Below are 23,959 nucleotides of genomic sequence, written 5' to 3'. Positions count from 1 at the left end.
GGACGCCGACCGCGCGTCCGTCCTCGCTCTCCATCACATGCAAAAGGTTGGCCTTGAAAGTCCCGTGGTTTCGCCGCCATAGCGGCCGAACTGGCCAAAGGTCGCCTCGCGGGCTTCGTAGTCCCCGGCGATCGGACTCTTCCCCGGAGTATGCCAGATGCAGGACTCGTCGATGATTTGCGTGAGCGTGTCCATGTCTCCCGAGTTGAACGCGGCACAACNGCGCCGAACGAGCTCGGAGTTCTGATTTCTTAGCGTCACGTCTGCCATAACTTCCTCCTGTTGCTGACCCGACCCTGCTGGGGCGTGAGAGCCTGAAGGGCGTCGACCCAACTCATATCAGCAACATACACCCGGCACGGTGCGCGCGCACGAGGAAGCTTGCCTTTGCTCTTCTCCGCAGGAAGGGCAGCTACGGGTCGACTCGAGTCCTTGCGCGAAGGTCGGCTCTGGACAAGCGCCAGGAAAGTAGGCAATTGGCGCGACCGAGCTGGCCGGCGCATGGGCTCGGATTATACCGCGATGGAGCGTTTTAAGTCTCAAAAGGGTGGAAATTTGCCGTCTGGGTCGCTACCGGAACGGGCAAGGAGCGCCACATCTGGGCTTTCGCGGTCCGTGAAACGAAGGTCGCGTCTCGGACCCTTCGAGACGTTTGTCGTCCGTGGCCGCCATTCAACGCTATTATGGCGAAGCACAGTCGGGCAGGCGCAGCGGCTTCTCTATCTTCGCGAGCTCTTCCGCCTTGGCGCAATCAGGAAAGCCGACGAGCCGCATCGTTTTGATCAACCGCTCGCGCTCCCCTTCATTGAATCCGGGCAGATTGATAAATCCCCCGACGGTCAAATTGGGAAACCGCCTGAGTGCGTCCGCTACTGAGACCTTCGCCTCTTCAGTTCGGCCAAGAGCCGCAAGCGCGCCAGAACGCATCACCCAATGTTTCCTTCCATAGTTTTCCGGCGTCAAGCGGTCCAGCATCCGCAGGGCATCCTCATACCGGCCCACCATGAAGTAGGCGTGAGCGAAAATCCTGGCACTCCACATCGGGAAACCGGGGTTGAGACTGACTGCCTTGTCGACCAGTTGCGCGACGCGCTCAGGCTCGCCGAAGGTCGAGGCCCAATCGATATAGAAAGTCAGAACTTCGAACTGGCCGGGAGCGAGGCGCAGTGCGGTATCGAACTCTGCCTTGGCGCGTTCGAATTCGCGTCTGTCACCCAAAATCATCGCATAAACAGCATGCGCCTCGGCATCGCTCGGGTCGAGCTGGACAGCGCGCTCGGCAGCCTCGGCAGAGAGAGCCCGGTTCTTGTCGCGTTCAACCCCAAAACCGGTCAAGATACCGTGGGAATGGCTAAGTTCGACCCAAGCGCGGGCAAGGCCGGGGTCCAGTTCGACCGCGCGGGTGAGCAGCCTGACAGCCTCCTCGACATCCGCTTGATTGACTTGCTCGAGTTTTTCGGTGCCGAGCAGATAGAGTTCGTAGGCATTGAGATTCTCGGGCGGCTTTCGATGGGCGGTGATGCGGCCCGCCTCCTGGACCAAACCTGCGCCGCCGCCGAGGCGGTTCGAAATCTGCTCAGAAATTTCAATCTGGATTGCGAACAAGTCCTCGTCCGGCCGGTCCCAGCGCTGTGACCAAAGATGTTCGCCCGTTTTGGCGTCGATGAGCTGCGCCGTAATTCTCACGCGGTCGGTCTGACGCTGGATGGAACCCTCGACCACAAATCCTGCGCCAAGCGCCTTGCCCACTTCACTCGGCACGGCTGGTTTGTCCCGGTATTGTTCAGTCGAGTTACGGGCGATCACCTGGAATTCAGGGAACCCCGCCAGATCGGTGATTATGTCCTCAGTGAGGCCATCGGCGAGGCGTCCGGTCGTCTCGTCGCCGCCATAGTTGTCGAACGGCAGCACCGCTACCGATGGTTTGCCACTTACTGTCGCAGTCGGCCAGAATTGCCAGACCGTCCCGGCCAAAACCAGAATAAGGACTGGCACGGCTGCTGCTGCCAAAACCCAGCGCGGAGGCGATGACTGCTGGCGTGGGGCTTGTCCCTCAAGGATGACGCGGAAGGCCTGCACCGGTTCGGCGATATTCTTCACCTTCTGCTCGCCCAGCGGCTCGAAGCCGAAAGCCAGCTTCTTCTCAACCTCCCTGGCGACCGTTGCCGAGACACAGATGCCGCCCGGGTCTGCCAGCTGCTGAAGCCTGGCCGCGACATTGACGCCCTCGCCATAACGGTCCTCGCCCTCGACGATCACCTCGCCGAGATTGATCCCGATCCTGACCCGGATCCGCTGGTCCTCGGGAACGGCGGCGTTACGTTCCGCCAGCCCGCGCTGCAGCGAGACGGCGCATTCCACGGCGTCCACCACGCTGCCAAATTCGGCTAGCATCCCGTCGCCCATAAGCTTGAAAATCTGGCCGTGATGGCGGGCAATCTCCGGCTCAAACAGTTCCTTGCGTCCCGCACGAAGGCGCTCGAATGTGCCAGCCTCGTCGCGTTCCATCAGCGCGGAATAGCCCACGACATCAGCAGCAAGAATGGCGGAAAGCTTGCGGTCCATTGGTTCGGCCTAACCTCACCGGATTATAGGACTGGTCGCACTTAAATGAAACGACCGACCTCAACAGCGCTTCAGGGGAACCCGCGTTTCATCCAACGCTTCTACTGATCGCCGCAGGCAGTCCCTCGGTGTGGAATGCCCATGTGAGCCCGATTGTTCGTGTGCCTCCCGTAAGTCGTTTGCAGTGTGAGGACCGTCGTCGAACGCAGCCCCACGGATCGGTGGGTGGCAAAGCGGCGCATGGCCTAGCCTTAGCTCAAGTCCATTTCCGCAAGTTTCGAGACATTCGAGCTTGCCTCCCGGAACGGCCGACTTGGGTCAATCCTTCCGGTTTCTCGAACAGGAAGGTAGCGCCATTTGCAGACGTCAGCGAGTGCGGCCACTATGGTCCCAATTCCTGTTCATGTCGGACGTCGGTCTGACGCCGCGCGGATCGGGGCGTCTCCCGCCATCGATGCGATCGAGTTCGCAGCCACCTGGCGGAAAGCGGAAGGTTCTGATCCGCCTTTTCCTGCTGCTGCGGTAGGAAGACTTCTTGATTCAGCCAAAAGCCCAAATTGCTGGATTTGGCAGCCCAGGAAGGATAGGCTTGGTTTTTGGTTCAGGCGATGGAACAGAGACTAGCCGCAATTCTGGCTGCCGATATGGCGGGCTACAGTCGGCTAATGGAGGCCGACGAATCCGGCACGCTCGCACGCCTTCGGACCCATCGCATAGAACTGGTCGATCCCGCCATCGCGAAGAACAAGGGCCGGATCATCAAGACCACCGGAGACGGCATGCTCGTTGAGTTCCAGAGCGTGACCGATGCCGTGAAATGCGCCGTGGAAATCCAACAGCGCATGAAACGGCGCAATTCGGATGTGCCGCAAGAACGGCGTATCGAATTCAGGATCGGCATAAATCTCGGCGACATCATTTTCGACGATGACGACATTTTCGGCGACGGCGTCAATATCGCCTCGCGCATCGAGCAACTCGCCGACGTCGGCGGTATCTGCGTGACCGCAGCGGTGGCGACCCAAATTGCCGACCGTCTCGAAATTGCCATGGAGGATTTGGGCGAGAAGACGTTAAAGAACATCAGCCGCCCGGTTCGCCTCTATCGCGTTGGGTTTGACAGTCATGTCCTGCCAGAAGTCGAGGCAAAGCGATCCATCTCGAAACCTTCGATAGTGGTGCTGCCATTCAACAACATGAGCGGCGACCCCGAGCAGGAATTTTTCGCCGACGGACTGACCGAGGACATCATCACCGAACTGTCCCGCCATCATGAACTGTTCGTCATCTCGCGCAATTCCAGCTTCGTCTACAAGAACCGCGCCGTGAATGTGCGCGAGGTGGCCGAGAAACTCGACGTCCAATACCTGGTGGAGGGAAGCGTTCGCAAGATCGGCAACAGGGTGCGCGTGACGGTTCAGCTCATCGACACGGCGAATGACGCTCATATTTGGGCAGACAAATATGACCGGAAGCTGGACGACATATTCGCGATTCAGGATGAGGTAACCGCGGCGATCGCAGCCACGCTGCCCGGTCGTGTCGAGGCGGCTCAGCGGGACCAGCTCGCGCGGGCGAAACCTGCAAACATGGCCGCGTATGAATGTGTTCTTGCTGCCAAGGTGCTGCATCACCGAGGCACGATTGAGGATAATGAACGCGCGCAAACCTTGATAGGCAGGGCCGTCGCGCTCGACCCCGATTATGCCCATGGCCATGCCTGGCGGGCCTGCATTCTTGGCCAGGCCTGGGTCCATGACTGGTGCAAAGACAGGGATGCCGTCTGGAACGACATCATGGCAGCGCTGGACAGGGCGCTGGCGCTGGACGACAACGATGCCGATGTCCACCGCATCCTCGCCGCAGTGAACGTCAACAACAATGAGCTGACCACAGCGCGCTACCATCAAGAGCGCGCCCTCGCCCTCAATCCCAATTACGACCTCGTGGTGGTGCAGCAAGGCGAGTTGTTGACGTGGCTGGGGAGGCCGGAAGAGGGAATTGAATGGATCCGCAAGGCAATGCAGTTGAACCCGCACCACCCGGAGAGGTTCTGGAGCCATCTGGGAAAGGCGCATTTCGCCGCGCGCCAGTATGGCGAGGCGATCGAAGCTTTCATGCATCTGTCAACCATGGACTCGGTTCAGCACGCTTTCGCCGCTGCCTGCTACGGCTGGCTCGGCGACGAAATCGCGGCCGCGGCGCATCTAGGCAAGATCAAAACGCTCGATCCCCAATTCGACCTCGATTCATTTATCGCCACCCTGCACTATGCCCAGAAGTCTGATGTGCAGCACGTCCGCGAGGGACTGCTGAAAGCCGGTATTGCCAACCTGTAGCCAGCCGGTAACTACGAACCGGATCCAATCGGGGACAGGCAAAAAAGACCGCCCCCGACCCGATGCGGACCTTGTGGCATGACCGAACGACGGGCGGCTTAGGTCATGGGCGTGAATTCAGCCGGGGCGATCCACTCAGGGTCAAGACTCGGTCGCTCGAAGTGATTGGGTTTTGACCTTACCGGTACTCGAAGATCGACCTGAAAATTCCGGGCGCGATCACCGACAGCGGATTGACGTCCAGTTTGGGCTTGTTGGCATCGCCCCTGAGCCGGTAGGTGACGCCGATCAGCCCGCGATCGCGGCCATTGCCGAGCAACGCGCCGAACAGCGGCAGTTCGCCAAAAATGCGGTTGATGCCGTAGACCGGCATGAAGGTACCGGTCATGTCCATGTTGTTATTCCGGTCGTAGAGCGTGCCCTGGAAGGTGGTGCCGATCCGCGGGCCGCGCAGCACGCCATTGGCCAGCTTCAGATAGCCGGTGCCCTTTTCGATCTCGGAAAAGCCGCGCTCGAACTTCACTCTCGACGTGTCGATATTGGCTTTGACGGCTTCGTTGAGGCTGCGGCTGTCACCGGCCGGCGTCGTCGATACGAGCGAGGCGAGTTTCGGCTCGTTGACCACGAAGAAATCATGCGAGTCGACCTGGCCCTTCATCGGCCCATCGCTTGCCCCGGCGAGCGCCAGGGTGATCGAACCGCCCTCCATATGCTCGTAGATGTTGAGGAACCGCAGGATTGCGCCGGCGTCGGCCGACCGCACGTTGAGGGCGCGCCTGCTGGCGCCGGTCGTGTTGCTGATGCTGATGGCAGCACCCGAACTTGCCGTGGCGCTCACCTTGAGGCCATTCACCCTCGAGCCGGCGGCGCTGTAGTCGAGCTTCAGGTTCGACAGCGTCTCGTTGTGGAAGCCGGTCAGCGAATTGACGTCGGCGCTGACCGAAATCGCGTCGGAGCCCGTGGCCTTGGTGGCGGTGTCGACATCGGACGTGAATTGCTTGATCAGCGAGCGCGCGTCCAGCGCGCTGCCGCTGATGTCGATCGCGTAGCCCTTGCCCGATCGTTTCACCGAAACGGCAACGTTGTCTCCCCGGTTCAGCTTGACGTTGCTGAACCGCGCCGAGGACAGGGCGCCTTTGACCAGCACCACGCCGCCATCGATCGAAAAGGTCTTTCCATTCAGGTCGAAGTCGGACAGCGTCGTGGTGTCGCCGGATTTGGCCATGGCAAATGTGACATTGGCTGGAATGCCGGGGCCCTTGCTCCAGCCTGCCCAGGGAATGTCCAGCCTGGCATTGGTCAGGTCCGCCGAAACAGTCTGGTTGCCCGTGCCGCTCTTGTCGATCTCAACCTTGACGGTTCCGGAAAGCAGCTCCGACAGGCCAGGCATGGCGGCGGCACGTATCTTGTCGTCGAGCATCAGCGCCACTTTCCGGCTGCGTGGCGGTCCGCCATCCCTGAGCGGCTCGATCAGGTCGAGTTCGGCTGGAATGCCGTTGAGCAGCGCCTTGGCTGATATCACCGCCTTCTCGCGTTCGACCGTGATCGAACCATCCGCGTCGGTCACCGTCTGGTCTTCGAACGGCTTGCCCAGCGACAGGTCTTTGTAATCGAGCGTCACCAGCCAATCGAGTTTCGAGCTGTCGACGCCCGACTGCAGCGGAATATCCGCCTTGACGTGGCCGGTCACCGTGCCGGACAGGTCGTCCGGCAGCAGGCCGACATGGCGCATGGCATTGATAGGCTCGTAGGAGGCGAGCTCGGCGATTGCGGACGCCTCCCCGGCAACATCGATATCGAGTGCGCCGATCACCGGCGGGCGGTTCGCCGCCTTGATCGTCATCGTGCCGTTGCTTGCCGCCACCGTGCGGCCGCTGGCCATATAGACGTTGCCCGAGGACAAGGCGATGTCGACGTCATTGCCGTGGAATTCGACGACGCCGACGGCATCGCGTATCGGCGGAATGCGACCGGCTGTATCGAAGCGCGATCCTTCGACCTGGAACCGGCCGAATATCTCATCTGATGAAAGCGGGATGCCGTTGCCAAGGCGCCCGGGCACGACCTGGAACTGCAGGGTGGCGTCGACGACGCGGCCGCCGAACAGGTTTTTCAGCACCCAAAGGCGAGCGTTTCGCGCCGAAAACCAGGGCCAAAACTGCTTGACATGCGAGACCGGCATGTCGTGGACGTTGAAGGCTACCGATATGCCCGGCACCTTTCCCCTGGCGAATTCGACCGAAGCCGTGCCCAGCGCCTCGCTGGCGGGCCCGGACCTGATCCCGATCTGCTCGGCCACGAGCTTGCGGCTGCGGGTCTGGTAGACGCCGGCCACCCGGGCGATGAAATCGAGCGCAGGTTCGGAGGATTCCGAAGGCGCCAGCGTCGAGCCGTCGCTGGTCAGGTCGTAGCGATAGGACGGCTCCTCGCCCGCTGTTCCAGTCGCCGGCTTCGGCCCGATCGAACCGGCGAACTCGAATGTCGAGCGACCGGTCCTCACTTGCAGCCGGTCCACCTGGACCTTGTTGGCGCCGGCGACAAGCGTCGCAGCGAGATCGACGTCTGCTGGAAGCGAGCCACGCGTGCCAAGATCGAGCACGGCACCGGCGAACGACAACGAGGCCGTCAGCCGCGACGCGTTCTCGCCGGATCCTTCCGATCCCGCCAGCTTCAGGGCAATCGCGCCAAGTGTCCCGCCCGGCGCTGCCGCAGCCTGGTCAAGCTGCGTTATCTCGACGCTGGCATCCAACGCCGTCACGCGCCGCGTCGTCGTATCACGGCTGGCTGAGGCGGCGATGGTGAGTGCCCTGCCGTCGACAGCCGCGTCGGATGAAAACTCCATGCCGCCCGGCCCCGACTGCGCAACGGTAGCATCCGCGATCCTGACCAGTTTGACCAACCCGGCCTCGGGCGGAACGAGGTCGACATTGCGCAGCTCGATCCGGCGCATCTGCTCCTCGCGCACCGCATCGAGCGCGTGACCGATGCTGGCAAAGACCGTGCCGGCCAGCCTTTCCGGATCGATGAGGCCGTCGTCATTGCGCAGCGCCGCCGTCCAGTCGCCACCCGACGGCAGCGCCGACATCACGATGCGCGCATCGGAAATCCTGGCGCTGGTCAGCCGCACCTCGCCCGAAAGCAGCGGTATCAGCCTTACGCCGAAGCGGACACGCCCGGCATCGGCCATCGGTTTGCCGTCGGCGGTCTTGAGGCTGACGTCGCTGACCTGCAGCGCAATGAAGCTCGATCCGTCGAGCGTGAGACGGGCCGGCCCGACCGCAACGTCGACGTCGACGCCGGCCAATTTCTCGATGGCCGTTTCCGCTTCGGCCCGCAGCCGCTCGGCGCCGAAGCCGGACATGCCGATCGCATACACAACGGCGGTGGCAAGCAGCACAAGAGCCAAAAAGCCGGCAAACAGCCGCGCAAGAATACCAACGCCGCGGCCCTGGCCGAGCGGCGGTACGCGGCACGCGGACGGGAAGGCCCCCAGGTCGGTGATTTCATCACGCCTGAATCTGATCTTCTCGTGCTGCGGCTGCTCCTGATCCACACAATTTTCCGTTGAACGAACTCGACCGTGGACGAATCCCGCTGCGACAATATATCGATGAGGCTTCGCGCGTAACCACAAACAAGGGCATCGATATGGCTGATCTCGACGTCGGCGACGTTGCGCCGCAGTTCGACCTTCCCCGCGACGGCGGCGGGTCGCTCAGCCTGGCGTCATTGCTGGGAAAACCGGTCGTGCTTTACTTCTATCCGCAAGACGACACCACCGGCTGCACCAATGAGGCGATCGGCTTTTCGCAGTTGAAGCCGGAATTCGAAAAGCTCGGCGCTGTCGTGATCGGCCTGTCGCCGGACAGCGTCCGAAAACACGACAAATTCAAGTCGAAATACGATCTGACCGTCGACCTCGTCGCCGACGAGGAGCGCAAGGTGATCGAAGCCTATCATCTGTGGGTCGAGAAGCAGCTCTATGGCCGCCGCTATATGGGCGTCGAGCGCGCAACGTTCCTGATCGGCAGCGACGGACGGATCGCCCGGATCTGGCGAAACGTTCGCGTCAAAGGCCATGCCGAGGCGGTGCTGGAGGCCGTGCGCGCGCTTTGACATCAATTTCGGAACGTCAATTTCGGCTGTGGCCTGAACCCGTGTGAAGCACGGGCGCCGAAGCAATCCGGCTGCAACCCATGGGCTGCAAGCTGGGCGCCAGCAACCGACCGTTAACCTTAATGATGTGTAATCGGGCTTGTCGTTGGTGTCGTAACGAAAGCTTGGTCCTGTGAACGTAGCCAGTCAGTCAACGGTCTTTGGCAGGCGCAATGAGCCCCACACGGTCATTATCGCCCGGGGCAACGAGATCAGGCATTTCACCATACGGCCGTGGCTTGCCGCATTTTGCGGCTCGGCGCTGGCGGCGATGGCGATAGGCTATCTGCTGGCGACCTCCTATCTCGTGCTGCGCGACGACCTGATCGGCGCGACCACGGCACGGCAGGCGCGCATGCAGCAGGCCTATGAGGACCGCATCTCCGCACTGCGCGCCCAGGTCGACCGGATCACCAGCCGTCAGTTGCTCGACCAGCAGCTCATGGAAACCAAAGTTGGCGAGTTGCTGGAACGACAGACCCAGCTCAGCCTGCGCCATGGCCGCCTCGGCCCGCTCCTCGAACGCGCCGAGAGCGACGTCGGAACGCCGCCTGCCGCAGGCAGCGGCGCGTCCGCCATGCCGGATAAACGCGCCCCGGATAAACGCTCCGACGTGATCGACGCCCCGCTACAGGCCTATGCGGTTGCCAGCCTCGGCGCCAGCCTTGGCGCTGGCGATGCCAGGCCGTTCTCGCTGTGGGCGACCCGCTCCGATCCGCTGCCGAGCGACACGGCGGCCGATCGTGCCGACAGGCTGTTCGTGTCGATCAACGCCGCGCTCAAGGCCATAGAGAGCCAGCAGATCACCCGCATCGCCACGCTTGCCGACAACGCCTACAAAAACGCCGATGCGATTTCTCAGGCGCTCGAGGCGGCTGGCCTGCCGGTCGACGGCGATTTCGGCAAGAGCGATGCCGGCGGTCCGCTGATACCACTCGACAGTTCGATGACGTTCGACAGCAAGGTAAGGGAACTCGACGAGGCGCTGGACGCGCTCGACCGGCTGAAGACGGAGGCGCGACGGCTGCCGCTCGCCAACCCCGCGCCCGGCCGCTCGGTCACCAGCCCGTTCGGCGTGCGCACCGATCCGCTCCTCGGCACCGCCGCGCTGCATTCGGGGATGGATTTCAGGGCGCCGACCGGAATGCCCGCCAAGGTCACGGCGCCCGGCGTCGTCGTCAAGGCCGGCTGGAACGGCGGCTACGGCCGCATGGTCGAGGTCGACCATGGCAATGGCTTTGCGACGCGCTATGGGCATCTCAGCAAAATCGACGTGACCGTCGGCAAGAGGCTCAATGCCGGCGACGTCATCGGCAAGACCGGCAGCAGCGGCCGCTCGACCGGCCCGCATCTGCATTACGAAATCCGCCACAATGGCGAGGCCATCGACCCGCTGCGCTTCCTAAGGGTCGGCAAGAAGGTCGCGCGGTATCTTTAGTCTCCGGCAGGGATGCCTCTGACACGTCGGAGGCTTTTTCGGCTGCGAGCGTCGGTGCGGGACCTTTTTGATGCTGGCGGGACAGCGCCCCCCTCTGTCCTGCCGGACATCTCCCCCCACTTGGTCCCCACTTGGGGGAGATCGTGCTCACGGCGGCTTTCGCCAATCTCCAACGCAAGAGGAGCGCCACCGGCGAAGCTGCCAATCTCCCCCTTGTGGGGGAGATGTCCGGCAGGACAGAGGGGGCGCGAAAGAACGCGACATAGCCGGATCGGAATTCTTTTTGAATTCCATTTGACTGAATAAATATTCGGTGCCACCCTCTTGTCTCCCAGGGATGCAAGACATGGCACTGCGGGGGACCAATCAGGAGTTTGGGCGGCCTTACAACAGGCGTATCGTCCTTGAGTCCATCCGCCTTCACGGTCCGATCGCCCGCGGCGACATTGCCAAGCGGGTCGGGCTCACCGTTCAAACGGTCTCGACCATCGTTCGCGAGCTGGAAGAGCACGGCTACGTTCTATCGATGCGCGAAGAGCCGCGGGGGCGTGGGCTGCCTCCGGCGACCCTGCGGATCAACCCGGAGGGCGGCTATGCCGTCGGCATCCACGTCACCCCGCTGGGTATGAATGCGGCGCTGATCAATTTGAGCGGAGACGTGATCGAGAGCGCCTACCGCGAGGCCCCCAACGCTACGCCCGACCATGCCTTCGATCTGATCGGCGCGATGGTGCTTGAATTGACCGGGCTGCGGCCGGGCGGTCGCGTTCTTGGCATCGGCATGGCGCTGCCCGGCCCTTTCGGCGTGGAGTCGATGAGCTTTGTCGGCCCGACGACGATGACCGGCTGGAAGGACGTGGCGCTTCGGGAACGGCTGGAGGCCTCGACCGGGCTGCCCGCGTTTTTTGAGACCGACATGGCGGCCGCGGCAATGGGCGAGCGCCTGTACGGCCTCGGGACGGGATATTCCGAATACTACTATCTCTATTTCGGTGTCGGTCTTGGCGGCGTCATGGTCCATGACGGAAGCGCGTTGCGCGGCGCCTGGGGAAATGCCGGCGAAATCGGACACATCCCTGTCGTGCCGGGTGGCGAGCCATGCCCCTGCGGCAATCGTGGCTGCCTCGAACGATACCTCTCGCTCGAGGCGCTGCGGCGCCGGAACATCAGCGACGCCGATTGGGTTGATGAAGTCGGGCCGATCTTCCGCAACGCCATCACCATCGTCGAGAACCTGTTCGATCCCGAAACCATCATCCTCGGCGGACTGGCGTCCACCGATCTGCTTGAACGGCTGGCCGGTTCGGTTGCCAAGCTTGCCAACTCGATCTCGGCGCGAAACGACCGCACGGCGCCGCGTGTCACTGTCGCACGCGGCGGCCAGCATGCGGTGCTGCGCGGGGCCGCCGCACTTGCCGTCTCAGGTGTGCTTTCGCCGCGCTTCGGCCAGATATTCACCGCCGAGCGCGAACGCGGGCGAGATATACTGCAAGGCAAGGGGATCGCGGCATGAGCGGAACTCAGCCTGGCATGAGCGGAGCTCAGCCTGGCATGAGCGAACCCCTGCTGGTGCTCGACAACGTCACCAAGAATTTTGGCGCGATCGAAGCGCTCAAGGGCATCAGCTTCTCGATCGGCAAGGGTGAGGTGGTGGCGCTTCTGGGCGACAATGGCGCCGGCAAATCGACGCTGGTCAAGATCATCGCCGGCGGCCTGGAGCCGACCTCCGGCCGCATGCTGTTCGAGGGCAAGGAATTTCTCGCCAAATCTCCCGCCGAGGCCAAGGCGGCTGGGATCGAGACCGTCTACCAGGACCTGTCGCTTTGCACCAATGTCGACGTGGTGGCCAATTTCTTCATGGGCCGCGAGATCACCAGGAAATTTCTTGGCGTTCCGGTGCTCGACGAACCGGCCATGGAGAAGGTGGTCGAAAAGGCTTTGGCCAGCGCCGGCACGCGCATCCCTTCGCTCAGGACCAATGTCGAGCATCTCTCGGGCGGCCAGCGGCAGGCCATCGAGCTCAATCGATTCGTGCATTTTGGCGGCAAGCTCGTGCTTCTCGACGAGCCGTTCGCAGCACTCGGCGTCGAGCAGACGCGGCGCGGCCTCGACATGATCCGCCAGGTGGCGAGGCAAGGCATCGGCGTCGTCATCATCACCCATATCATGCAGCAGGCCTTCCAGGTCGCCGACCGGATCGTGGTGATCCGGCAAGGCGTCGTGGCCGGCGATGTCGCGCGCAACAAGACAAGTCCCGACGCGGTGATCGACATGATCACCGGAGAGACGCTCGCCGGTGCCGGACCGGCAGGCTGAGGGACAAATGAGGGGTCCGGCGCAAGAGGAGCGAACGACATGAAGAAAATACTTCTTTCCGTCTTCGGTATCCTGGCACTGGCCTTTGCCACGCTCACGCCGGCATTCGCCCAGTCCAAGGGCACCGTCTACTATCTGGTGCCGACATTGCTCGATGAATTCCAGACCGGCTCGGTGAGCGCTCTGGAGATGTTCCTGAAGCAGGTCGGCTATGAGATGAAGACGCTGAACGCCGATAACAAGACCGACGCTCAGCAATCGCAGATGAACGACGTCATTGCGCTCAAGCCGTCGGCGATCATTCTCGCTGCCGTCGATTTCAATGCGTTGAAGCCGTCGATCGAGGCCGCCCGCGCCGCCGGCATCCCGGTTGTCGAGTTCGATCGCCAGATCACCTCGACGCCATCCGACTTCACCTCGGTGGCTGGAACGGTCGAGATCGGCCAGATTGCCGCCGACCAGGCCGAAAAACTCTTGAAGGCGAAGCACGGATCGGTGAAAGGCAAGATCCTCCAGGTGCTCGGCGATCCTGGCGACCCCTACACGCTCGACATCCAGAAGGGTTTCGAGGAGAAGATGAAGGCGTTCCCGGACGTCAAGATCATCTCGGTGCCTGCCATGCAATGGGCGGCGGATGCAGCCGGGACCATCGTCAACGACCAGATGCTCGCCAATCCTGATATAGACCTGATCTTCAGCCACGCCGCCCATCTCTCGGTCGCTGCCGTCGCCTCGCTCGAGGCCGCCGGCAAGAAGCCGGGCGACGTCATGCTGATGAGCTCGAACGGTGCGCCGGTCGGCCTCGATCTGATCCGCAAAGGCTGGCTCAACGTCGAAGTCGAGCAGCCGCTCTACGCTCAAGCCGCCGCCGTCGCCATGTTCATGGACAAGGTCGTCAACAAGCAGGAGATCAAGCCGGGCGAATACGACGTGCTCGGCCTGAAATCGGCCATGACCATCGAAGCCTGGGGACCGAACATCAAGATCCCCGGCGCTGCGATCACTAAGGAAAACGTCGACAACCCGGCCTTCTGGGGCAACATGAAGCCGCCCTCGGGCACCGTGAAGCCGGTCGAATAGCAAAGTCGCCCAGGGCTCCGGGCCGCGCTGGCCCGGAGCTGCGCGTTCGAACGGACGCGCATGGCAAGCTGCAGCAATTTTCAATCCGCGCATGATCCTTTCCGAGAATCGATGCGCCAGCCGGATCAGCAGATGAATCCCCGCACGCGCCACGCCCTCGAGTTCGCCCTCGACAACCTCGTCTGGTTCATGCTGGTCTTCGTGCTGGTGGTCTTCTCCATCTCCATTCCGAACTATTTCCAGCTCGGCATCTTCGCCAACATCATCGAGGCGTCGAGCGTGCTTGGCGTCATGTCGATCGGCCTGGCGCTGGTCATCATCACCGGTCACATGGACCTGTCGGTCGAATCCGTGGCGGCGCTCAGTGCCATGGCGGTCGGCATCCTGTTCTGCTCGGCAGGTATCGGTCTTGGCGTTCAATTGCACCCGGAATGGCTGATGGTTCCGGTTTCGCTGCTGATCGCCCTTGCTGTCGGCAGCATCATCGGCGCCATCAACGGCTACCTGGTCGTCAAGGTGAAGATGAGTGCCTTCATCATCACGCTGGCGTCCTACATCTGGGTGCGCGGCCTCGTGCTGGTAATTTCCGGCGGCCGCTCGGCACAAGACCTTGCGCCGGCAATCCGCTGGTTCGGCATTCAGCGCCTGCTTGGCCTGCCGCTCACCGCCTGGATCGCGATTGCGTGTTTCGTGGTCTTCTCGCTGATCATGGCCAAGACCCCCTTCGGCAGGCACCTGATCATGATCGGCGGCAACGAGACCGCAACCTTCCGCGCCGGCATCCGCGTCAACCGCAACCTCGTCATTGCCTTCGTTCTCGCCGGCGCCATCGCCGGCCTTGCCGGCTGGCTGCTGGCGATCCGCACCTCCGGCGCCACCGCCAATCTCGGCGTCGGCCTGCTGTTTAACGCCTTCGCCGCCGTCGTCATCGGCGGCGTCAGCCTGAAGGGTGGCGTCGGCACCCTGCCCGGCGTCTATGCCGGCGTGCTGTTGCTATCGGCCATCAACACGGCGATCAACCTCATGGGCCTGCCGGCCAACTTCACCCAGGTGATCCATGGCCTGCTGGTGCTTGCCGCCGTGCTGCTCGACGCGTTCAAGCAAACCATCCGCCAAAGACTGGCATGAGAGGGGGGCTGGCATGACCGGGCGTCCAGGGATCGGAAGACTTTCGGACAAGGTCGCGCTGATCGTCGGCAGTGCGCGCGGCATCGGCAAGGGCATCGCACAACGCTTTGCCGAAGAGGGCGCCAAGCTGGTGCTGGCCGATACCGAAGTCGAGGCCGGGCAAGCGGCCGCGGACGAGCTCGGCGCTGCCTTCATCCGCACCGACATCTCGCAGATGGCCGATGCCGAAGCCGCCGTCGCACTGGCGCTCGACCATCACGGCCATCTCGACATCATGGTCCAGAATGCCGGCATCTATCCCTGGCAATTGCTGGAAAACACCAGCCCGGAGGACTGGGACCGTGTCATGGCGGTCAATTTGCGCGGCAGCTTCAATGCCGCCCGTGCGGCGCTCGTTCCGATGAAGGCGCAGCACTTTGGCCGCATGCTGTTCACCTCCTCGATCACCGGTCCGCACGTCACCAGCCCCGGTCACGGCCACTATTCGGCGACCAAGGCCGGCATCAACGGCCTGATCCGTTCGGCCGCTCTCGAATTCTCGGGCTATGGCATCACCGTCAACGGCGTCGAGCCCGGCAATATCCTCACCGAAGCAATCCAGCTGCATCGCGGCGCCGCCTATATCAAGAACATGGAGGACTCCATACCGCTCGGCCGCCTCGGCAGCCCGCGCGACGTGGCCAATGCCTTCCTGTTCCTGGCTTCGGACGACGCCAGCTACATTACCGGCACGACCATCATCGTCGACGGCGGGCAGCTGCTGCCCGAAGGCAAGGATTTCCGGCTGCTTCCGCCATGATCCGCGCCCGATAAACTCGATTCGCCGCCCAATACTTCAACATCGGTTTACCCGAAGCTGGTAACAGCAGCTACGCTGGTTTTCATGATCAAGCAAAGGGCTTGCCTTGCCGCTGCGTTACAGCTCTCCTTTCGACCATCACCGGAGCGAGTGCAATTGTAGATTGCATAGCTGCGGGCAGTTGCCGTTCGCCGCGATGGCCAATGGGGAGCCGGGCCTTGCCATGGTCTGGAAACGCGGGGACTCTGGTGCCGGGAGCCGGGCTTGAGCGTCATTCGCGCCCTGGAAGGTGCCGATCTTCCGGCAGTCGCAGGCATGTTCCAACGCGTGCTGCGCAAGGAGCGGACCGAAGCACCGGCCGCGCTCATCGACTATATGAGACGGTTTTATCTGGAGGCGCCGGGTTGCGGAGGCGATCTGCGGTCGCTTGTCCATGTCAACGACGCCGGCCGCGTCTCCGGGTTCGTCGGCGTTCACGTGTTGCCGATGCAGTTCAACGGCAGGCAATTACGCGCCGCCATCTGCAGTTCGCTGATGGTCGAGGATCATGAGCGCGACCCGATGGCCGGCGCCCGCTTGTTGAAGGCTTATCTGGATGGCGCGCAGGATATCTCGTTCAGCGAGACCGCCAACGATATTTCCACTAAATTGTGGACCAGGCTGCGCGGCGTTGTCCTGCCGCAATACAGCCTCGACTGGGTGCGTGTGATGCGGCCGTCGAGCTTTGTGCTCAGCCTTTCCGCCAGTCGCATGAAGCTTGTCCGAATGCTCAATCCGTTTGCCCATGCCCTCGACCGGTTTTATTGCAGGCGAATGAAGTCCAGCCAACGACGCTGGTCCGGCGTGGCGGCGGACGGGGCAGGTCATGGCGCCTTTCGGACATCGCAAATCGACAGCGACGCATTTGCCAGGCTCGTCGAACCGTTGACCGCCCAGTTCGCCCTGCGCCCGAGTTGGGCGGCAGACCAGCTTGATCATATGCTGACCGATGCGGCACAAAGGCCGGAGCTGGGCGAGCTTGTCTATGTTTCCGTGGCATCGCCGGTCGGCACCAATGTCGGCGCATTCGCCTATCACGCACGGGCAGGTGGAATCGGTCGCGTGCTGCAGATCCTCGCCCTCCCCGGCCAGGCGGGTTCGGTGATCGACTGCCTGATCGATGATGCCGCCGTGCGCGGCGTCAGCGGCCTGCGCGGACGCATTCAACCCGCACTTCTGGAAGCAATGCTGGGGCGACGCATCGCTTTCCTGACCGTTGCCTCGACCGTGGTGCATTCACGCGATCCAGAGCTTCTGGATGCCATGAAGAACTCGCAAGTTTTCCTGAACGGGCTTGCGGGCGAGCAGTGGAGCCGGCTGGGTCACTTCACCTGAAGCGTTCAGGCCTTTGCCTTCGCTCAGCTGTCAGGAGCTTGTTGACTATGCCCTGCGATATGATCGACAAGGCGAGGTGCCTCCTCGGCGATCGCCAAGATGGTGCCTGACTTGCGTGTGAAGGCGAAGTCCAGCCCTGCGAAGTAAAGTCCCGGCAGGGCGGCCACGCCATCCGCGTGAACAGGCTGTCCCGCGCTGTCGAGCGCACCGGGAAGCCTCATCCAACTGAAATCGCCCTTAAAGCCCGTGCACCACACCACGCTCGTAACGCCGGAGCGGGAGAGATCGAGCGAACCGATCGTCGGGTTCGGCTGACGCATTGCGACCGTCTCCGCCGGGTCGGGCTCCGCAACGGGTGCATCGATCCCCATGCGGCTGATATAGTCGTCGACATGGCGTCTGACATTTTCGGAGGCTTCATCCGCAAAGCGGGCATTCGCTTCGAGATCGTCGGCAAACGAGAGTCTGCCGCCATCGTCGATGCCGGTGAGACGCCCAAGCAGCACGACACCCTGCGCGCTCAGCGCCTGAAGGCTTATCGTACGCGTCGACCCGAGCACGCCACGCGGCGGGATGCGTCCCGCAAGTCGAATGACTTCCTCCCGGCGCACGTCGAGAAACCCGCTTTCGAGCAGCCAGACCATGATGTCGCGGCCCCGGTAGCGCCGTGGAAGCCGTCCGACACGACTGGTCGCAAGGAAGACCGTTCGACCCGCGTCCGCCAATTCCTCCGCGATCTGGGCACCCGATTGGCCGCTTCCGACCACCAGCACCGCTCCATCGGGCAGATCGGCAGCGCTGCGGTAGCCGGAAGCGTCGATCTGGCGGAGAGCGGGCGACAACGCGGCGGCCCAGACCGGGCGCACCGGACAATTCAGGCTGCCGCTTGCGACGATCACATTGCGCGCCCAAAGCGTGCCGTTTGAGGTGGTCAGCCGATAGGCGCCATTCTCGTGCGTGAGTTCGCTTACCGCAGTATCCGGTTCGATCGGCAGCGCATTGCGCCCGGCGAAATCCTCAAGGAGAGTGACGAACTGATCGCGCGTCAGGGCACCATCCGGATCCGGACCGTCATAGCGATCGCCCGGCATGACGGTCTGCACGTTGGGAGTATTCATCCGAAATAAATCCCATCGCTGTGTGCGCCAGGTCTCTCCTATGCGGCCCCGCTCCAATACGCTGTGGCGCAGGCCCCGTCGCGCCAGCCAATAGCTGACACCCAGGCCGGCCCAGCCGGCCCCGATGACGACGGCATCGAGAACATCGCCGCCATCGCTCATGTGCTGCGGTGAACTCATAATCGCCCCCGGGCAGTCTCGCCGCGCAGCATTAAGCCTTGTCCACGGCAACTAGTCCAGCACCGCCGATTTCCGTCCGACTGGCCGAGCGCATTCAAGACGGACAGGCGGAACATCGGTCACCCCGAAGCGCTCGCCTTGGCCAGGTTGGGGAGCAGGTCAGGTATCGACTTCCTCAACCTCATCGATGAGTTGCGGGCGCAGGTGCAGGTAGCGCGTCGCCTTGCGTTTGGCGGCGATGTCGGCCCAGACGCGTTCCACTTGCGAGGCGTCCAGTCCCGCCGCCTGCCCCACCACTTCGGCCGCCACGCCGTTGTTGAGGCCGCAAAGGCAAAGGTCCATGCGGTCATAAGGAAGCGAGAAGTAGAATTCTTCCTGCGTCTGCGCCAGCGAGTAGGTATCGGTGGTCGGCGGCCGATTGCGGATTTCCTCGGGCACGCCGAGATAGGGCGCCAGCGCATAGACCTGCGTTTTGTAGAGGTGGGCGATCGGCTTGACGTCCGCCGCGCCGTCACCATTTTTTACGAAGAAGCCCTGATCGTATTCCAGCCGATTGGGCGTTCCAAGAACGGCGAAGTTCAGCCGGTCGGCATGAAAATATTCGATCTGCTTGCGGGTGCGCTGTTTCATGTTGGTGGCAGCTACGATACCGAGATAAACCGGGAGCGGCATTCTTAGTTTGGTCTGCTTGCCCTTGGGGTCCTGCACCACCAGCGACGAGATATTGTAGCCCTCATGCTCAAGGGCATTCGCAATCACGATCTTCGAGGCCCAGCCTTCGCCGTAGTCCGGGACCAATTCGCGGATGAAGGCGTCGCGACGCTGATAGCAGCCCATGGCGCGCAGGATCGGCCCGATATCCTCCACGATAGCCTCGACACCGAAAGTGCCGGCGACAAGGCGGCCGAGCCGCAGACTTTCCGGATCGGAATCGTTTTCCGGCATGAAGAGGCACAGTACATTCTGAGGCCCGACGGCTCGCGCCGCCAGCGCCACCGAAACGCTGGAATCGATCCCGCCGGAAAGACCGAGCACGAGGCCGCGCTTGCGAATGCCGCGCAACTGTTGGTGCAAGGCGGTCACGATCCTGTCCGTTTCGGCGGCAGGGTCGATCGCCAGAGCCTGCGCCAGAAAGGCCTGCGCATCATCGCCGGGGCGAACGCTCATTGCGCGGCCTCCATCATCTCTGCCGCAAGCCGGCGGCTGACCTTGCCGGTATCCGTCTTCGGCAATTCCAAGGGGAATTCGATGATCTTGGGTACCATGAAATCCTCAAGGTGACGGGCGCAGTGGCGCATGACATCTTTTTCGCTGAGCTTCAGGTCCGAGCGTATGACGAGCGCGCCGATCGCATGCCCGAGCAGCGGATCCGGCACGCCGACGACAACGGCTTCGGCGATGCCGGGATGGGCGTGAAGCACGGCTTCCACTTCCTTCGGCGCCACCTTCTCTCCCCGCGTCTTTATGATGTCGTCCTTGCGGCCGACGAAATAGAGAAAGCCGTGCTCATCGGTCCTGAACAGGTCACCGGTGTAGAGGACCTTCTCCCAAGGGTTCGGGCCCGGTCGCAGCGCTCGTTCCGTCGCAGCTTCGTTTCGCCAATAACCCTGCATGACGTGGGGTCCGCGAATGACCAGCTCACCCGCCACACCTGGCGGCACGCTCTGCCCGTTGTCGTCGACGACAAAGGCTTCGGTGTTCGGAATGGCTATGCCGACCGAACCCGGCCGGTGGTCGAGCTCCTCGGGCGGCAGATAGGTGCAGCGCTTGCATTCCGTCTGGCCATACATCGAATACAGCCTGACACCGGGAAAAAGGCAGCGCAGACGTTCGATATGGGCCGGCGGCAAGGCCGCCGCCGTGTTGGAAATATAGCTGACGCTGGGCAGGAAGCCCGGTTCCAGGTCACGCATCTGCAGGATCATCGCTGCCATCGTCGGCACCAGCGGAAGACCGGTGACGCCCTCCTCGCGGATACGTTCGAAGATCGCTTGAGGAAAGGCGAAGGATTTTTCGAGCACGAGCGTGGCGCCGAGCCTGACGGCCATCAGCAACTGATAGAGGCCATAGTCGAAGGCGAGCGGAAGCACATTCAGGATGATGTCGTCGGACGTGTTGCGCAGATAGGTGGTGATGGAGTCCGCCGCCGCGTCGCAATTGCGGTGCGTCATCATCACGCCCTTGGGCCGGCCCGTTGAGCCCGAGGTGTAGATCAACATCGCCAGATCGACGTCGATGCCACGGTGGTCGATCTCCCCGGCTTCGAGCGTCAGGCAGTCGGCCAGCGATGCAGCCCCCACCGGGCATTGGCCATCGGCGCCGACGGTGGAAGCCACGAAGATGTCGGTGTTGCCGCCGCAGGCTTCAGTGATCACCGGCATCAGTTTTGCCTGGGTGAGGATCGCGGCAGCGTCGCAATCGGCAAGGATGTAGGCAAGCTTGTCGGCCTTGGTGGACGGGTTGACCGGGATGAAGGTCGCCCCTGCCTTGAGGACGGCGAAAATCGAAACCGCGATCTCCCAGCAATTGTCCATGAAAACGACGACCCGGTCGTTGCGCCTGACGCCGTTCAGGAAAAGGGCAGCGGCAAGGCGGCTCGAGAGATCGTCCAGTTCTTCGTAGCTCAGCCTTTTATGGCTGGTGATCAATGCCGTCTTGGCAGGATGGGCAGCGGCATTCGCGGCCAGAAAATGCTCGATCCGCACGGAACGCTCCTCGCCGATCGGGCCTAGACTGTCGGCGCTTTCGCCTTGATGAAGGACGAAATACGGTCGACCGAATCCAAATTGGCCGGCACGATGTCGGAATCGACCATCGCTATGCCGAAGGTATCCTCGATGAACGCCACGAGTTCGACCACGGCGGTCGAGTCGATGATGTCGTTCTCGATCAGCGAGGCTGTATTTGCAAGTTCGTAGGACGTGTCGCCGAACAGGAAGTTGTCGACGATAAAGGCTCTGACCTTGTCCTTGATTGTAATCATCATTTTTTCCTTCCCTGGATTCCTCAAGCTGCTCTTGCTGCACCAGCCTCTTGGCCGGTGAAATTCTTCTGCCACAGTTGCGTCGACAAAATGCCGACGAAGGCGGCGTTGTCGCGGAACCCGGACGCTGGCTGCGTGCGGCATTTCTCATGAAGGTTGGCCACCGCCTTGGCGTTGAACAGTCCGCCGGCAGCGATGCTCGCTTCACTCAGCAAATCGCTGACATAGTCGAGTTCGCCGGCTCCAACGAAGGAGCGGGCTTCCGGAGCCCGGTAGGGCTGCTTGGCACGCTCCCGGATCGCGCTGGGAAGCAGATGCCCCGCCACTTTGCGCAATATGTGCTTTTCCACCAGTCCCTTCAGCTTCATGTCCGGCGGAAGTCTTGCGGCAAATTCCACCAGGCGATGGTCGAGATAGGGAAACCGCCCTTCGATACCATGCGCCATGGCCATCCGATCGCCTTGGCTGGAGAGGATGTAACCCGGCAGGAGGAAGCGGCTTTCGAGATATTGCGCCTGATGCAGCGGGTGCCACAGGGAAAAAGCCTGGGGCAACCGGCCGACCAGTTCCTCGGCCGCATCATAGCCCTTCAACGTCGCGCGCAGGTCACCGGAAAAGAAAATCTTCGCCGCCGCCGTGGTCTTGAAGCGCGGCCGATGCGAGAACAGCGGATCGTCGAGCGCAGCGTTGCCGGCGCCGAAGAACGCCGCCAAATACTCCACGGACTGCTGTTGCAGGCCCGGCAGATAGGGATAAAGCCTGCGGAACAGCTGCGGCCTGATGCGCGATGCCGGCTGCCGTGCGCAGAACCGACGCACACGCGCTTCTCTAAAGATATCGTAGCCGGCAAAAACCTCGTCGGCGCCCTCGCCGGTCAGCACCACTTTCAGGCCGGCCTGGCGAACGAGGCCGGACAACTGATAGAGCGGGGCCGGTGCGGTGCGGATGATCGGCCGCTCGGCAAAGCGGATGACTTCTGGGAAGACGCCGGCGATATCGCCGGCCTGGCAGGCAACGGTTCGATGCCGGGCGCCAAGTGCCAAAGCCATCTCGGTCTGGAAGGCGCTTTCGTCGTGCTCGGCGCTGTCGAACGTCACCGAAAATGTCTGCAGCTGGAGAGGAGTCATGCCGGCGGCAAGCGCCGAAACAAGGGATGAATCGAGCCCGCCGGAAAGATAAGAACCGACCGGCACGTCGGCGCGCATGCGAAGCCTCACCGCATCGGTCAAGAGTGCCTGCAGTTCCTCGGCCGCATCGTCCTCGTTCGTGACCTTCGGCTGCGCGTCCCGATGCGGATAGTCGAGGTGCCAATAGCGTTTCACCGTGACTTGCCCCGGTGTCGCAATCATCACGCTCGCCGGCTCCAGCTCGTGGATGTTGCGGAAAGCCGTGCGGGGAGCGATCGGCGCCCACAGCGTAAAGATCTGGTCGAGTGCTATCGGATCGATCTCGGCCGAGACGCCGGGGACCTTCAGCAGCGCCTTGATCTCCGACGCGAAGTACAGCACGCCGTCCCTGTTCGTGTAGAACAGCGGCCGGACACCCATCCGGTCTCGGGCAAGCACCATGCGCCGACGCCTGTTATCCCATATCGCGAAGGCAAAATCGCCGTTCAGGAGCGACAGGCAGTCTTCGCCCATCTCGTCATACAGGTGCAGGATGACCTCGGTGTCGCTCGACGTACGGAAGCGCCGGCCCTTGGCGATCAGCCCTTCGCGCAGTTCCAGGTAGTTGAAAATCTCGCCGTTGAACGCAATCGTCAAATTGCCTGAGACGTCGGACATCGGCTGCTGGCCATCACCGATGCCGATCACCGACAGCCGCGCATGCCCGAGCCCGGCGTCGGCTGCTACAAATTTCCCTTGTTCATCCGGCCCGCGATGGGCGATCGCAGCGATCATGCGCGCAAGCAAAGCTTCCGCATCCCGGATCGAACCGAAATAGCCCCCGAATCCGCACATTGCCATGACTCATATATCGGTGAGATGCGGAACATAAGCTCGATAGCTGGCTGAAGCGTTAACCGGATAATTTCGCCTAACACATGGTTAACAACAATTAAAAGACAAGGTACTTTTCTGTTCTATTATCTCTTCCCGGATAGAGAAGTATATTTCAACGCAAAACGCAATTTTTGTTCGAGCAACGGCGGCGCGACAGCGTTGCCCCGCTTGACCGACTCGCGCAGCGACTCCAGTCCTCATCGGAGGTAGCTGATAGCACAGTACAGGCCGATGACGGGAGCATCGGTGTGAGGCAGGATCAGTCGGATCAGTCTGGCCAAAGCTCCTGCTTGCGTTCTTCAAAGCCGAGCACGCGTTTGCTATCGGTCCACCGTGCGACCTCGCCCTCCATTCCATCGGGGTCCTTGAAGGTCACAAGACGGACAGCGCCGAAATCTGTAATGGTCCCATCCGAAGCGCCTGCCTTCACCAGACGTCGCCTGACTTCCTGCAAGCGTTCTTCATCGTCTACCTTCAGCGC

16 protein-coding genes and 1 pseudogene are annotated in these 23,959 nt (G+C 62.2%); 9 read left to right on the top strand and 8 right to left on the bottom strand.

Annotated elements, in window-relative coordinates; translation table 11 throughout:
- Positions 1-681: 681 nt before the first annotated feature.
- Entirely contained in the window at positions 682-2,565 is a 1,884-nt protein-coding gene (locus tag M727_RS0130520; RefSeq protein ID WP_027155761.1) for an adenylate/guanylate cyclase domain-containing protein, read from the bottom strand.
- Positions 2,566-3,173: 608 nt separating this feature from the next.
- On the opposite strand from M727_RS0130520, the gene M727_RS0130515 reads away from it, so the two are divergent.
- Entirely contained in the window at positions 3,174-4,904 is a 1,731-nt protein-coding gene (locus M727_RS0130515; RefSeq protein WP_027155760.1) for an adenylate/guanylate cyclase domain-containing protein, read from the top strand.
- A gap of 178 nt (positions 4,905-5,082) precedes the next feature.
- Here the strand turns inward: M727_RS0130515 and M727_RS0130510 are convergent, their stop codons facing one another.
- Positions 5,083-8,457 carry a DUF3971 domain-containing protein gene (locus M727_RS0130510; RefSeq protein WP_027155759.1) on the bottom strand — a complete coding sequence of 1,125 codons (3,375 nt, stop codon included), beginning with the start codon at positions 8,455-8,457 and terminating at the stop codon, positions 5,083-5,085.
- 95 nt (positions 8,458-8,552) lie between these two features.
- Between M727_RS0130510 and M727_RS0130505 the strand changes: the two genes are divergently transcribed.
- The 8 genes from M727_RS0130505 (at position 8,553) to M727_RS0130465 (ending at position 17,194) form a co-directional block, all read left to right on the top strand.
- Positions 8,553-9,020 (top strand): peroxiredoxin, encoded by a 468-nt coding sequence (locus M727_RS0130505; RefSeq protein ID WP_027155758.1) that lies wholly within the window; start codon positions 8,553-8,555, stop codon positions 9,018-9,020.
- Positions 9,021-9,192: 172 nt separating this feature from the next.
- The gene (locus tag M727_RS0130500) at positions 9,193-10,497 is read left to right on the top strand and encodes a M23 family metallopeptidase (protein ID WP_027155757.1); all 1,305 of its coding nucleotides are present in this window, start codon (positions 9,193-9,195) and stop codon (positions 10,495-10,497) included.
- A 346-nt stretch (positions 10,498-10,843) separates the two neighbouring features.
- Positions 10,844-12,010 carry an ROK family transcriptional regulator gene (locus tag M727_RS0130490; RefSeq protein ID WP_027155756.1) on the top strand — a complete coding sequence of 389 codons (1,167 nt, stop codon included), beginning with the start codon at positions 10,844-10,846 and terminating at the stop codon, positions 12,008-12,010.
- Positions 12,011-12,048: 38 nt separating this feature from the next.
- The gene (locus M727_RS0130485) at positions 12,049-12,813 is read left to right on the top strand and encodes an ATP-binding cassette domain-containing protein (RefSeq protein ID WP_027155755.1); all 765 of its coding nucleotides are present in this window, start codon (positions 12,049-12,051) and stop codon (positions 12,811-12,813) included.
- A 39-nt stretch (positions 12,814-12,852) separates the two neighbouring features.
- A complete protein-coding gene (locus M727_RS0130480; RefSeq protein ID WP_027155754.1) occupies positions 12,853-13,893 on the top strand; it encodes a sugar ABC transporter substrate-binding protein in 1,041 nt (346 codons plus the stop codon).
- A gap of 132 nt (positions 13,894-14,025) precedes the next feature.
- Positions 14,026-15,021 (top strand): ABC transporter permease, encoded by a 996-nt coding sequence (locus M727_RS0130475; protein WP_027155753.1) that lies wholly within the window; start codon positions 14,026-14,028, stop codon positions 15,019-15,021.
- Positions 15,022-15,034: 13 nt separating this feature from the next.
- Entirely contained in the window at positions 15,035-15,820 is a 786-nt protein-coding gene (locus M727_RS0130470) for an SDR family NAD(P)-dependent oxidoreductase (protein ID WP_027155752.1), read from the top strand.
- 264 nt (positions 15,821-16,084) lie between these two features.
- On the top strand, positions 16,085-17,194 hold the full coding sequence (locus tag M727_RS0130465; RefSeq protein ID WP_027155751.1) for a hypothetical protein: 1,110 nt from the start codon (positions 16,085-16,087) through the stop codon (positions 17,192-17,194).
- A 23-nt stretch (positions 17,195-17,217) separates the two neighbouring features.
- On the opposite strand, the gene M727_RS0130460 is transcribed toward M727_RS0130465, so the two are convergent.
- From M727_RS0130460 to M727_RS42590, 6 genes and pseudogenes are all read right to left on the bottom strand, one after another.
- On the bottom strand, positions 17,218-18,492 hold the full coding sequence (locus M727_RS0130460) for an NAD(P)/FAD-dependent oxidoreductase (protein ID WP_245269056.1): 1,275 nt from the start codon (positions 18,490-18,492) through the stop codon (positions 17,218-17,220).
- Positions 18,493-18,651: 159 nt separating this feature from the next.
- Positions 18,652-19,659: an NAD(+) synthase gene (nadE, locus tag M727_RS0130455; RefSeq protein WP_027155749.1), complete on the bottom strand. Its 1,008-nt coding sequence runs from the start codon at positions 19,657-19,659 to the stop codon at positions 18,652-18,654.
- Positions 19,656-21,197 carry an AMP-binding protein gene (locus M727_RS0130450; RefSeq protein WP_027155748.1) on the bottom strand — a complete coding sequence of 514 codons (1,542 nt, stop codon included), beginning with the start codon at positions 21,195-21,197 and terminating at the stop codon, positions 19,656-19,658. Before M727_RS0130450 ends, nadE begins: the two co-directional genes overlap by 4 nt.
- Positions 21,198-21,220: 23 nt before the next feature.
- On the bottom strand, positions 21,221-21,478 hold the full coding sequence (locus tag M727_RS0130445; protein WP_027155747.1) for an acyl carrier protein: 258 nt from the start codon (positions 21,476-21,478) through the stop codon (positions 21,221-21,223).
- Between the two features lie 20 nt (positions 21,479-21,498).
- Positions 21,499-23,436: an asparagine synthase (glutamine-hydrolyzing) gene (gene asnB / locus M727_RS0130440; RefSeq protein ID WP_027155746.1), complete on the bottom strand. Its 1,938-nt coding sequence runs from the start codon at positions 23,434-23,436 to the stop codon at positions 21,499-21,501.
- Between the two features lie 310 nt (positions 23,437-23,746).
- A pseudogene (locus tag M727_RS42590) lies at positions 23,747-23,959 on the bottom strand (VOC family protein); the annotation flags it as partial.

Origin of the sequence: Mesorhizobium sp. WSM2561 (assembly GCF_000513915.1) — a bacterium.
Taxonomy (GTDB): Bacteria; Pseudomonadota; Alphaproteobacteria; order Rhizobiales; family Rhizobiaceae; genus Mesorhizobium; species Mesorhizobium muleiense.
The sequence above is the reverse complement of the archived record's forward strand: the minus strand, read 5'-3'. Positions and strand labels throughout refer to the sequence as shown.